Below are 12882 nucleotides of genomic sequence, written 5' to 3'. Positions count from 1 at the left end.
CAAATAAAATGATATTTTTGTAAAATAATTTTTCTTAAAAGATTCAAATCACTTAATAATTTATATGGCATATGAGAATTCACTTAAAGCTTTCACAAAATAAAGAGATAGTTCCATTTGATCATCTGCCCTATTTGGTGGGAGCATTTCATAAATGGGTTGGTAAAAATACGATTCACAATGATTTGTCTCTTTATTCATTATCCTGGCTGAAAGGCGCAAAAAAGTATGAGCGCGGTTTACAATTCCCCAACGGTGCAACTTGGTTTATTAGTTCATATAGTGATGAACTAATAAAGACTTTGGTAAATGGAATTCGCAATTCTCCGGAAGTTTGTTGCGGCATGATTGTTAAGGAAATAATGATTCAAGAGACACCCCAATTTAAAAGTCAAAATATATTCTATTTAGGAAGTCCTGTTCTTGTAAAATCGAGCGAGTCAGGAAAACAAAAACATTTATCCTATGATACACCTCAATCCGCCGAAATCTTAGCCAACATTTTAAAAAAGAAACTGGAAAAAGCAGAAATAAATAAGGAAGGTATAAAAGTTTACTTTGATACTTCTTCCCCAAATCCTAAAACAAAGTTAGCTACCTATAAGGGAATTGGAAATAAAGTAAATGTATGCCCAGTAATAATTGAAGGTACACCAGAACAGCTTGCTTTTGCCTGGAATGTAGGTGTTGGCAACTCAACAGGCATTGGCTTTGGTTCATTAATCTAAAAATTAAGGCTATGGAAAAATATTATGTAGTAAGATATAGCGGACAATTCGGCTTTATAAAGCCATGGACTGCGGTAAGAGATAGCGAAACTTTCTCTCAGCAATTTTTAACACCGTCTATTGTGGAGGGTATAGAGAAGAAGTTGTTCCCGGAATTGCTTTCAAAAACAGGTATAAATAAAATAAAAGGTCATAGACTTTCTTATACCCAAGTGAGTTCGCAACAAGAAGTAATTCAGACAAGAGGGTGGAATTCAACCAGACAAGGAAAACAGATTCTTTTTGAGAGGCCTAAAGCTATTCTATTAAGGGGAGTATTACTAGAACCCGTGCTACATCTTGCTTTTGCCTCTAAAGAAGACGCAGATATTGCCTTGACACAACATATATGCCTTTGTAGAAATGAAGATATACTGCTTCCTATTAAATTAGAAGAATCTGATAGTGTTGCATTTGATGAAGATACAGAACGCTTTTCTGGCTACGAGTTAATCTTTGAAAAAAATGAAAAGTCTTTTATTGTAGGATATCATCGTTTTACGAATGAGCCAATGCATGGTTGGTTAAAAATAATAGGAACACCCGTAAAACAATTCTAATGGAAAAGCTATATGCTAAATCGGGTCCTGAGTGGACTTCGTTAGAAGACCATCTAAAACATGTTGCACTGGCAGCAAAAGCTTTTGCCAAACACTTAAAGATAAATGAAGATTTGGCTTACAGAGGCGCTATTTTACATGATATAGGTAAAGCTCATCCAGTATTTCAAGAACGATTATTAAGCAAGGGAAAGAAAAGTAAAACATTCAGACATGAAATTAGCTCGTTGTTCTTTTTATCGATATTTCCGGTGGAGGAACATGATGTTTTAATTGAAATGATTGTTGGGCATCATAAATCTGTGAAAAATGATGTAGGTGAAAAAGGTTTACTTGATTTAGAAAAAGGGTATGATTATTTAGACCATCATTTAGGCAAATGGGAAGAATGGAGTCCTAAAGCTATTAAATTATTAAATAGTTTAGAAATCACTGCATCATATATTTCTAAAGAACAAGCGCTTAAAAATATAGAATATGTAATTAGTTATTGTAAGAAAAAGACAAAAGAAAGAGGCTTTTCTGAATGGAGAGGTTTATTAATGGGTGCAGACCATTTCGCTTCAGCTGTTATTCACGATACTGAAAAACACCTCGAAAAAGCATTTAAAGAACCTAACCTTTCTTTTTTTAATAGAACAAGTGTGTTATATCCTTTATCACTACTTAATAATTTTCATTCGGAAAAAAGACACACGATAGTTGTTGCATGCACAGGTGCAGGTAAGACTGATTATCTTTTTAAACGATGTAGAGGAAGAGTATTTTATACTTTACCTTTTCAAGCATCTATCAATGCTATGTTTAAAAGAGTAGCTCATTCACTTCAAGATACCAATCCTGACCTTGATATAAGAGTTTTGCATGCAGCGTCAAGTGTAGTTAAAAGAAAATATGATGAAGAAGAGAGCGTCTTACAATCTTTATTTGGTTCTTCAATTAAAATCCTTACTCCTCATCAATTGGCGTCAATTGCGTTTGGAATGAAAGGATATGAGGCATTACTTCTTGATCTAAGAGGATGTGATATAATTCTTGATGAAATACACACCTATACGGGTATTTCACAAGCGATAGTTTTAAAATTAATTGAAATTTTAAAGGCTATTGATTGCAGAATCCATATTGGTACAGCAACCATGCCTTCAATATTGTATAAAAAAATACTTACATTATTAGGGGGTGATGTGCTCGAAACCAGTCTTTCAAATGAAGAATTAGATAAATTCAACAGGCATAGGGTATTTAAAATTGGTTCTTTTGAAGATGCGAACCCAATTATTTCAAAAGCAGTAGCTAATAATGAGAAAGTGTTGTTAGTATTCAATACCGTTGATAAGGCGCAACAAGTATATGATTTTATTCAAGGTTTCTACCCTACTATTGATAAACTTCTATTGCATAGCAGATTCAGAAGATGCGATAGGAATGAAAAAGAACGCGATTTAATAGGATTAGATAATGAAGGTAATCCTATTGAAATATTTAATACTTCTAATAAAGCCTGTATAGTAGTCTCTACCCAAATAGTTGAGGTCAGCCTTGATATAAGTTTTGATGTAATGATAACCGAGGTGGCTCCTTTAGATGCTCTTGTTCAACATTTTGGGAGAATAAACAGGAAAAGAATTTCAGAAAATAGTGGACCTATTAAAAATGTCTATGTGATTGCCCCACCTGAAACTACAAAGGAAGCTAAACCTTATGATATTGAAATTCTGAAAAGAACTTTCGATGTATTGAATGATGGAGAGATTCTTAAAGAGCGTGAACTTCAAAGCAAAATAGATGCAGTATTTACAGAAATTAACTTTTTGCAGATTGAAGAACATGCGGTGTTTAAATCTGATGGAAAAATTAGTATTGATAAACTCACTCACAGAAGTAAGTCTATTTTGTTTGAGTTACTTGAAATTGATTCGGTGTCGTGTATTAGGGAATCTGACCAGGAAGAATATGAAAATTCTTACTTTGAAAGAAGGCTTGAATTAGAAATACCTGTCAGATATTTTTCTGTGTGCAAAATGAATCAATTAGAATGCGGCAATAAACCATTTCTGATTCCTGATAAGGCTTACGATTTAGAAAAAGGGCTGTTTGTAAAAGAAATAAAAGAAGAAAATTTTAACTCTAAGTTTCAAATTATATGATAACAACAGTTGTTGGAAAAACATTTTTAGAGGCTTATAATATAAAATATCAAGTAAATAAATCTCCAAAGGAGTTTTTTGAGGAAGTTTATTTTGAGCTATTTTATAATCATCCCAAATATATGCAATGGGTAACCAATTCTCCATTTGTTCAGATGAAAACAGGCCAAAAACCTGAACGCCTGACCTATAGTGAAAGAATTGAGAAGCTTGAAAACCTATTTGAAAAGGCTGAGAATTCGGAACCTGACGCGAGTTTTGCACTTGGTTTCCCTGCATCTGAATTAAAAGAATATGCAAGTACCTCCGGCTTAGTAAGTGACTTATTAATACCAGCGACCCCTGATGATATTTATTTATCATGGATTGGCAGTGGCTTAGGGGTGGGTGTTGCCGGTGGTTTTTCTATACTTTTTGATGATGCCGAAATTACCTTACAGACTTTTGAAGGATGGAAGATTTATAGAAAATACCTGGAAGATGATGGATTAGATAAGCTACGGGGAAATCAGATAAATACCTGGAATGGGCAATGGCTGAAATATTCATTGGATACGGATGAGTTCAGAGAAGATTTTGATTTTACCGAATTAACTAACCAAAAAATCTTTGATGTAAGTTCTACAATGGTAGAGGTTAATACCGTAAACTGGTCAGAGCTGTTTTTTAGCCTTTCACAACTATATCCTCAAGGAGAATTAACAGGATATGTTTACGGGTTTGGACAAACCAATAAAACAATTGGCTTTATACCGTTTTATCTAAAATCCGGTACCAGAATAATTGATATCTATCGTCAATTATTTGGCGAATTAAATACAGATAAAGACCGCTTTGAAGCACTTTTTGGAATGCATATAAAGCGTGCTTGCGAGTTAGGAAGTATTGGTTTACAAGCACTCAGACCTGAAGGACTTGTAAAATATATGAAAGAGGATAAGCCTATTTCATTAAAGAAAGAAGAAGATACATTTAATTATTATGCATACAAAACTTGGCTCAAGGCAATGTTATCAAAAAACAAAGAAGAAATTACCGATTATACTCTAGAACTGGCGGAGACCTTTTTAGCGTATAGAAATCAAGGGAGTAAGAACGATAGAAAAACTCTTTTAGAAAAGATGTTCTCTGTGAAAACAAAAAAAGCTTTTTTACCATATCTAGCTGAAATGATAGATGGTTTTGAGAAAGAAGAGGATAGAGTAAAACTCAGAGAATTCAGAAATGAGACACATTTAATGTCAAATGAAGAATTTGAATACTTCCACATATTACTAAAATTTGACTATGCATTCGTTGAAAAAAACAATAAAAATTAAATAAAAATATGAATACAATTTACATCAGAACTTTGAAAAGAGCCGAACATACTGTATTCTGCGTTGCAGACGGCCAAAAATATTATTATGATAACCAATTTAGTAGAAGAATTCCTTTTTCAAGCGGGCAACAAGTAAAACGCTCATTAATTGATTCATTATGTGAAGCTATAAATCAAAAACCATCTCCAACTACATTTATATCCGAAGTTGTTACTGTAAAAGGTAAGAAAGAAATAAATGAAGGAGAAGTTTTTGGCACTTGTGACCCGACTTTTGCCGACCAATTATTTGGAGGATGGATGAAGGCTTCTAAGGCTATTGAAGGAACAAAAAAAGAAAGGACTTTAAAAAGGCGAAGTCCTCTTTCCATATCTGCCATGAGAGCTTTACATCCACTATTAGCAGGTATGCAGAAAGAAGCAGGATCGTTTGATCGAAGTGAAAGGTCGAATAATTTAGTAATTATACGTGATGAAAAGGGAAATCAATTGTCAGATGAAGATATAGTCGACCTATTAGATGGAAAAGATCGAAGTCTAACAAGAAAATGGTTAAATGCTTCTGATAGGGCTACTGGTTTATTTGTGTCTGACATAGCAATTGATTTAAGACGGTTATTTTCGGTTACCATCAATTCATTTGAGCCAGAAATGTCAGAATCGACAATTGAAAAATTAAAATCTGAAGGTTGGATTGAATCAGAGAATGTTTTTGGAAAATGCTTAGTTGCCCCAAAAAACCTTCGAGAAGAATGGATTAAAGGCTTAGCCAAAGCAATTATTGATTGGAAAATAACTTCTAACCAATCAAGAACATTTAGCCTTATGGATACATTGGCAATTTCTGTTAGTGATAATGCGAATCTAATCGCTGGAAGTATAAGAGCTAAACTCTCAGAAGAAGACTCGGAAAAAGCAAATCCGATTATCGATGAATCCTTAAGGGGTGTCAATACGTTTATAACTCTTCAAGCCGGTGGTTATATTCAGACTAAAGGGGAAACATTTGATGCTCTAGAAAAAGCAGAAGAGCATTTAATTAAATTACTTTCTGGCTTTGACTACGAAAATCAAGTTAAATAACTAATTGAAGGTAAGTTCTGAAGGACTTACCTTTTTTCATTATGCCCATCACCGCTACACTCATCAATTACCGGATGCTTTGCCGTCGGAAGGTTTGGCTGCATGCGCATGGCATCAGGATGGAGCATACTTCTGAGGTTGTGGCTGAGGGTCGGCTTATCGGGTTGGAGAGTTATCCGCAACGGGCGGAACGGTGGACAGAAATTGAGGTCTCCGGGATGCTCTCCTACCCTGCTGAAACGCCAATTGAATTGTCGGCCAAGATTGATTTCTTTGATCCTCATCTGGGCATTGTGCATGAGGTGAAGAAGTCGGCGGCCAAAGAGCAGGCGCACATTGCGCAGGTGCAGTTTTATTTATATTTGCTTCGCCTCAATGGAATCAATGCCATGTATGGACTGATAGAGTATCCGAAATTACGTATAACCGAAAGAGTTAGTCTGACGGATGAGGATATACTATCTATGCAAAGCCAGATTCTGAAGGCCCATGAAATTATACAGCAGGAGGCATGCCCTGAGCGGCTACCGATTAGTAAATGTAAATCATGCAGTTTCTTTGAGTTCTGCTGGGTTGGAGAAGAATAAACCTTTTATCATGAAAAAATCTTATTATCTGTTCAATCCGGGCAGGATGTCGCGCAAAGACAATACTTTGAGTTTTACGCCTGTGGACGAAAATAATGTTGAGGGGCAGACCCGTTATATACCAATTGAAACGGTAGATAATATCTATTGTTTCGGGAGTCTGGACGCTAACTCGGCGTTGTATAATTTCTTAGGCAAAAACCATGTATCGGTTCATTTTTTTGATTATTACGAAAATTATACAGGCTCGTTTATGTCGAAAGATTATCTGCTGGCCGGAAAAATGCAGATCGAACAAACGAGATACTATAGCTCGGCTAAAAAGCGGCTGGGTATTGCCCGAAAATTTATAGAAGGGGCTTCATTTAATATGCTGAAGAATCTTACATATTATGCTAATCGAGGGAAAGGCCTCAGCGAAAATATCGACCGCCTGGGTAATTATCAGTCGTTAATCTCCAATGCCTACAAAATAGACGAATTGATGGGTATAGAAGGCAATATCCGACAGACTTATTATGCAGGATTCGACGAGATCATTAATGATTTTGAGATGGGGAGCAGAACAAGGCAGCCTCCTAACAACGAAATAAATGCGTTGATTTCGTTTGGGAATATGTTATGTTATACTGCGTGCCTGAGCCAGATTTATCATACGCAGTTGAACCCTACGATTAGTTTTCTGCACGAGCCGGGTTATAGAAGATACTCTTTGGCACTTGATTTGGCGGAGATTTTCAAACCTATGCTGGTAGACAGGGTGATATTTACGGTATTGAATAAACGTCAGCTAAAAGCAAGCGATTTCAGGAAAGAGATGAATGCTTGTGTCATGAAAGATTCAGCCAGAAAGACGTTTGTGCAGGCTTTTGAAGAAAAACTGAAAGAGACCTTTAAACACCGGAAACTAAGCAGGAATGTGTCTTACAAGCACCTGATAAAATTAGAATGCTACAAGTTGCAGAAGCATCTGCTGGGCATGGAGGAGTACAAGCCTTTCAGGATGTTGTGGTGAGTTAAACCTATTTGTTTTTTTATTGATTGACATAGATTTTTAAAAATAATGTATGTAATTTTAGTTTATGATATGGGTGAAAAGCGCGTTGGTAAGATGCTGAAACATTGCAGAAAGTATCTCAACTGGATACAGAACTCGGTCTTTGAAGGAGAAATTACGGAGGTAAAGTTAAAAGAATTACTGGCCGGAGCCAGAAAAATAATGGATGAGGCGGCCGATAGCATTATTCTCTTTAAAAGCCGTGATGAAAGGTGGTTAGACAAGGAGATTATCGGAATTGAACGGATGACAACCGATAATTTTTTATAGGAGGGTGTCGTCGGTAGTAAAAAAACAATACAAATTCTGCTCTTTGACATCTTGTAATTTAAGATGGGGTAATGTAAATGATTGATAATGAGTGGTCGTCGGACACGGGGTAAAAACATACAACCGAAGTCCGACGACTTTTATGATTGTTTTATGTCAAAAAATCGTTTTATTTGTATCTGAAAGGCCGTTTTTTTGACGGCCTCTAATCGTACCTTATGGAATTGAAACTTAATCTCAATCTCCTGTTGCCTTTCAGGACTTATTCCTCTAATCGTACCTTATGGAATTGAAACTTGAGCCGTAGTAGCCGCCGCCGTGGCAATAGCCTGCCTCTAATCGTACCTTATGGAATTGAAACGGTGTTTGATGTCCTTTGGTTGTGTGGGGTTGGGGGTCCTCTAATCGTACCTTATGGAATTGAAACTAACCCTACATCGGAAAAATTCTCGTATATTCATCACCTCTAATCGTACCTTATGGAATTGAAACAATGGCACTCCTGAGATAAATAATAATATCGTTGACTCCTCTAATCGTACCTTATGGAATTGAAACTTCCAGCCCCCCGGCGCATTGTTCGCATAAAAACTCCTCTAATCGTACCTTATGGAATTGAAACATATTACTATGTGTGTGAAGATTTGTTTTTTGCATGACCTCTAATCGTACCTTATGGAATTGAAACGGTTTCTGGATTATACCGACACTTTGAAAGCCTATTCCTCTAATCGTACCTTATGGAATTGAAACGCTTGTCGGTGGTACCGTCGCAATCCTTTGGCATTTCCCTCTAATCGTACCTTATGGAATTGAAACGTAACTAAAAGTAATTTTGCACAATCATCATCATTTCCTCTAATCGTACCTTATGGAATTGAAACAATTGAAAGTATAATAGGCTTTCAAAGTGTCGGTATCCTCTAATCGTACCTTATGGAATTGAAACCGTTTTCTACTCCCTTTAAAAAGATGATAACAAAGTCCTCTAATCGTACCTTATGGAATTGAAACATTGCGCCACTCGGTAATTTTACTAAATCAGGCTGACCTCTAATCGTACCTTATGGAATTGAAACCTTCCGGCACATAAAAATTATATGACATTCCGCACCTCCTCTAATCGTACCTTATGGAATTGAAACACAGCAAGCCGCCGGAATGTCTACAAAACTGGTTGGTCCTCTAATCGTACCTTATGGAATTGAAACGGAGTAACTGTATTGATGCCTATTCGAGAACCATTGCCTCTAATCGTACCTTATGGAATTGAAACAGAAAAAGGCGAACAACCTTTAGTTATTTCAAAGGAACCTCTAATCGTACCTTATGGAATTGAAACCTACAAGCGTATAAAAAACCTTGATATACATCAAATCCTCTAATCGTACCTTATGGAATTGAAACTAATTGTTTTTTTGTTTCAATAATTGTTGTATATTTCCTCTAATCGTACCTTATGGAATTGAAACTTTCAAGATCTGATTGTCAAGAAATACGGTTTCGACCCTCTAATCGTACCTTATGGAATTGAAACTAATTGATTACTTCTAAGTGATTTATTTCGATAAAAACCTCTAATCGTACCTTATGGAATTGAAACAATTTTTGCAGGGGCTTTTATATCAATCCCTTTAACACCTCTAATCGTACCTTATGGAATTGAAACAAGCTACCTTTAAAAATAGGTATGGACTACAATAGTGGTCCTCTAATCGTACCTTATGGAATTGAAACCAGACTTCTTATCATTTTTTAAACGGTCAATGTCAGCCCTCTAATTGTACCTTATGGAATTGAAACATAATCAATAAAATTATCAGGAAAAATGACGGGCACCTCTAATCGTACCTTATGGAATTGAAACTCCGTCGGGCCACCTGAATCAAACGAAGGTACTTCCGCCTCTAATCGTACCTTATGGAATTGAAACATGTAATTCTGCCTGAGCTTCTGCCGATTTATCTTTCCTCTAATCGTACCTTATGGAATTGAAACATCGCCTTTGCTTTGTAGTACAATCCTCTTAAATCCTCTAATCGTACCTTATGGAATTGAAACGTTGTACTACCGAAAATCATATCGGTATTCAACCCACCTCTAATCGTACCTTATGGAATTGAAACTCGTGCTGAAAGCGGTAAAAACCAGGGCAATGGCAAGCCTCTAATCGTACCTTATGGAATTGAAACGCCTGACAAATCTAAAGGTCTTGGATTTGCTTTAGCTCCTCTAATCGTACCTTATGGAATTGAAACTTTTCTATAAACTAATGGCTGAAAGAACTAAAAATAACCTCTAATCGTACCTTATGGAATTGAAACGTCAAAACGGTATATATGTATGTGCTACAGGTGCATCCTCTAATCGTACCTTATGGAATTGAAACTCCGGTACGAAGAACGGAACAAACCAGACATTCACGCCTCTAATCGTACCTTATGGAATTGAAACACCTATGATTTAGATGTATCGGGTAGTATAGGTTACCTCTAATCGTACCTTATGGAATTGAAACTCGATAAGAACGTGTCTATGTTCGACCTCTAAAGAGGCCTCTAATCGTACCTTATGGAATTGAAACATTTTAGTGCCCTGTGAGAAATTGGTTGAAATATCTCCTCTAATCGTACCTTATGGAATTGAAACTCTATCTTTCTGATAAAAGGGCATTCATCTGCTAAAACCTCTAATCGTACCTTATGGAATTGAAACTTGCCCGTTAGTTTATAGTGTATTGAATAGAGTGTCCTCTAATCGTACCTTATGGAATTGAAACCCCTCTTTAATAAACTTTACCGCGCTATCCCATTGAGCCTCTAATCGTACCTTATGGAATTGAAACATTCCCTGTAAATCAGCATATTTTTCGCCGATTGATCCTCTAATCGTACCTTATGGAATTGAAACGTTTTCGTCCTTTGGCTTTCTTCTGGCTATATGCACCTCTAATCGTACCTTATGGAATTGAAACCAAAAAATTGCTGATGCAGTCAGAGCAAGGCGTGAGGCCTCTAATCGTACCTTATGGAATTGAAACTTCGCTTCGTGTAAGTGTTGCTTTTGCAATAGCCTCACCTCTAATCGTACCTTATGGAATTGAAACATTGATTTGATTTTAGTTTTAGTAACTAATACAAAACCTCTAATCGTACCTTATGGAATTGAAACTAAATTATTTTTTATGACACCCTTGGATGCACTCAACCTCTAATCGTACCTTATGGAATTGAAACGTCTAAAGAGATATTGCAACGTGTGGCCCTATTTGCCTCTAATCGTACCTTATGGAATTGAAACTATGTGGCGTACTGACTGTATTGTTGGGAAACTGCACCTCTAATCGTACCTTATGGAATTGAAACTCTGCTTTACATCAGTTTGAACTTTTAAAAAGTAGGCCTCTAATCGTACCTTATGGAATTGAAACCATAGTCTGATTCATCGCTATATACAACTCGGAATACCTCTAATCGTACCTTATGGAATTGAAACAGTGGATTGTTCATTCATTCCACATTCACACCGTACCTCTAATCGTACCTTATGGAATTGAAACTTTCAAGATCTGATTGTCAAGAAATACGGTTTCGACCTCTAATCGTACCTTATGGAATTGAAACCACAATGACCACACAACACTATGAGAACTTATTTAACCTCTAATCGTACCTTATGGAATTGAAACACTCTGCTGTATGAAACTGTTAACCAGACCTATGGATCCTCTAATCGTACCTTATGGAATTGAAACTTCTCAAGCCTCTCACAAATAGAGTCAAATGTCTTACCTCTAATCGTACCTTATGGAATTGAAACATCCTGAGCAGATTTACAGAAAGGATGAATTTGAGGCCTCTAATCGTACCTTATGGAATTGAAACAATGTAGCGCAGGGGTATTATAAACTTTCTATTAGTACCTCTAATCGTACCTTATGGAATTGAAACACGCCTGACCCCAACGCCGCCACAAAAGCACAGTTTCCTCTAATCGTACCTTATGGAATTGAAACGTAAACATCACTGCCTCGCAAATAGCTTGAACCTCCTCCTCTAATCGTACCTTATGGAATTGAAACGTAAAAAGATATGACAATTGAACAAGCGAATGAACTACCTCTAATCGTACCTTATGGAATTGAAACTCTCTCTCGTCCTGCTCAGAACGAAATCCGTAGTAACCTCTAATCGTACCTTATGGAATTGAAACGCTGTCATTGCGGTTGTTGGAATAATTTCCAATCCGCCCTCTAATCGTACCTTATGGAATTGAAACAATTTACCCGTACTTAAAGTGTGATGATAATGGTTTCCTCTAATCGTACCTTATGGAATTGAAACGCCTATCCAAATCAGGTGATGCCAGCCCGATCAACGACCTCTAATCGTACCTTATGGAATTGAAACGCATTAATCATTGACAATCCTTTGACACGAACATAAACCTCTAATCGTACCTTATGGAATTGAAACCTACAGGTATATATCTGCGTTATGTCAGAGCTGTATCCTCTAATCGTACCTTATGGAATTGAAACTTCTGAATAGCAGCTGTGCCCGACTTAATTATATTATCCTCTAATCGTACCTTATGGAATTGAAACGTTATTTATCCCTATTTGTCCACCGCTGTTCAATAGCCTCTAATCGTACCTTATGGAATTGAAACTTGTCCACTTCCTGCAGCTATATCAGAACGAAAGGCCCTCTAATCGTACCTTATGGAATTGAAACAATTGGGTGAAAAAGAAAATGACTATACAGGGCCTTCCCTCTAATCGTACCTTATGGAATTGAAACATTATCTTGACTTGAAAGTGGCGGCAGAACAAAAGGCCTCTAATCGTACCTTATGGAATTGAAACTACAAGTATAGTCTTGTTATCAAGGATACGCCGCAAACCTCTAATCGTACCTTATGGAATTGAAACTACTTGTCAAAATAGGGATAGAGCTCATCACCTTCCCCTCTAATCGTACCTTATGGAATTGAAACAATCATATTCAGGTTCAAACACAGATTTTATAATAGACCTCTAATCGTACCTTATGGAATTGAAACTTGTCACATCTTCAGGAATGAAA

Annotated in this window: 8 protein-coding genes and 1 CRISPR repeat array (1 of these 9 cut by a window edge); all 8 genes read left to right on the top strand. The window is 36.5% G+C overall.

Annotated elements, in window-relative coordinates; all coding sequences use genetic code 11:
* Positions 1-71 precede the first annotated feature (71 nt).
* Genes cas6 through cas2 form a run of 8 tightly spaced genes read left to right on the top strand, consistent with a single transcriptional unit; the run spans position 72 to position 7795 of the window.
* A complete protein-coding gene (cas6, locus tag H1R81_RS08595; RefSeq protein ID WP_181840297.1) occupies positions 72-728 on the top strand; it encodes a CRISPR-associated endoribonuclease Cas6 in 657 nt (218 codons plus the stop codon).
* Positions 729-739: 11 nt separating this feature from the next.
* On the top strand, positions 740-1327 hold the full coding sequence (locus H1R81_RS08590) for a hypothetical protein (RefSeq protein ID WP_181840296.1): 588 nt from the start codon (positions 740-742) through the stop codon (positions 1325-1327).
* Complete coding sequence (gene cas3, locus H1R81_RS08585) at positions 1327-3477, top strand: CRISPR-associated helicase Cas3' (protein ID WP_181840295.1); 2151 nt, start codon at positions 1327-1329, stop codon at positions 3475-3477. Before H1R81_RS08590 ends, cas3 begins: the two co-directional genes overlap by 1 nt.
* On the top strand, positions 3474-4796 hold the full coding sequence (locus tag H1R81_RS08580) for a hypothetical protein (protein WP_181840294.1): 1323 nt from the start codon (positions 3474-3476) through the stop codon (positions 4794-4796). Before cas3 ends, H1R81_RS08580 begins: the two co-directional genes overlap by 4 nt.
* An 8-nt stretch (positions 4797-4804) precedes the next feature.
* Complete coding sequence (locus tag H1R81_RS08575; protein ID WP_181840293.1) at positions 4805-5881, top strand: CRISPR-associated protein Cas7; 1077 nt, start codon at positions 4805-4807, stop codon at positions 5879-5881.
* A gap of 41 nt (positions 5882-5922) precedes the next feature.
* Positions 5923-6468 carry a CRISPR-associated protein Cas4 gene (cas4, locus tag H1R81_RS08570; RefSeq protein WP_181840292.1) on the top strand — a complete coding sequence of 182 codons (546 nt, stop codon included), beginning with the start codon at positions 5923-5925 and terminating at the stop codon, positions 6466-6468.
* A 10-nt stretch (positions 6469-6478) separates the two neighbouring features.
* Positions 6479-7483 (top strand): type I-B CRISPR-associated endonuclease Cas1b, encoded by a 1005-nt coding sequence (cas1b, locus tag H1R81_RS08565; protein ID WP_181840291.1) that lies wholly within the window; start codon positions 6479-6481, stop codon positions 7481-7483.
* A gap of 48 nt (positions 7484-7531) precedes the next feature.
* Entirely contained in the window at positions 7532-7795 is a 264-nt protein-coding gene (cas2, locus tag H1R81_RS08560) for a CRISPR-associated endonuclease Cas2 (RefSeq protein WP_181840290.1), read from the top strand.
* 202 nt (positions 7796-7997) lie between these two features.
* A CRISPR array of direct repeats spans positions 7998-12882; the repeat unit is 29 nt; unit sequence CCTCTAATCGTACCTTATGGAATTGAAAC (it continues 891 nt past the right edge of the window).

The organism is Emticicia sp. BO119 (assembly GCF_013912375.1).
Lineage (GTDB): Bacteria > Bacteroidota > Bacteroidia > Cytophagales > Spirosomataceae > Emticicia.
This window is presented reverse-complemented; position numbering and strand designations above follow the sequence as displayed.

Coding starts and splice junctions, on each gene's coding strand:
- cas6 (WP_181840297.1), top strand. CDS start 72: ATGAGAATTCACTTAAAGCTTTCACAAAATAAAGAGATAGTTCCATTT.
- cas2 (WP_181840290.1), top strand. CDS start 7,532: ATGTATGTAATTTTAGTTTATGATATGGGTGAAAAGCGCGTTGGTAAG.
- H1R81_RS08575 (WP_181840293.1), top strand. CDS start 4,805: ATGAATACAATTTACATCAGAACTTTGAAAAGAGCCGAACATACTGTA.
- H1R81_RS08580 (WP_181840294.1), top strand. CDS start 3,474: ATGATAACAACAGTTGTTGGAAAAACATTTTTAGAGGCTTATAATATA.
- H1R81_RS08590 (WP_181840296.1), top strand. CDS start 740: ATGGAAAAATATTATGTAGTAAGATATAGCGGACAATTCGGCTTTATA.
- cas1b (WP_181840291.1), top strand. CDS start 6,479: ATGAAAAAATCTTATTATCTGTTCAATCCGGGCAGGATGTCGCGCAAA.
- cas4 (WP_181840292.1), top strand. CDS start 5,923: ATGCCCATCACCGCTACACTCATCAATTACCGGATGCTTTGCCGTCGG.
- cas3 (WP_181840295.1), top strand. CDS start 1,327: ATGGAAAAGCTATATGCTAAATCGGGTCCTGAGTGGACTTCGTTAGAA.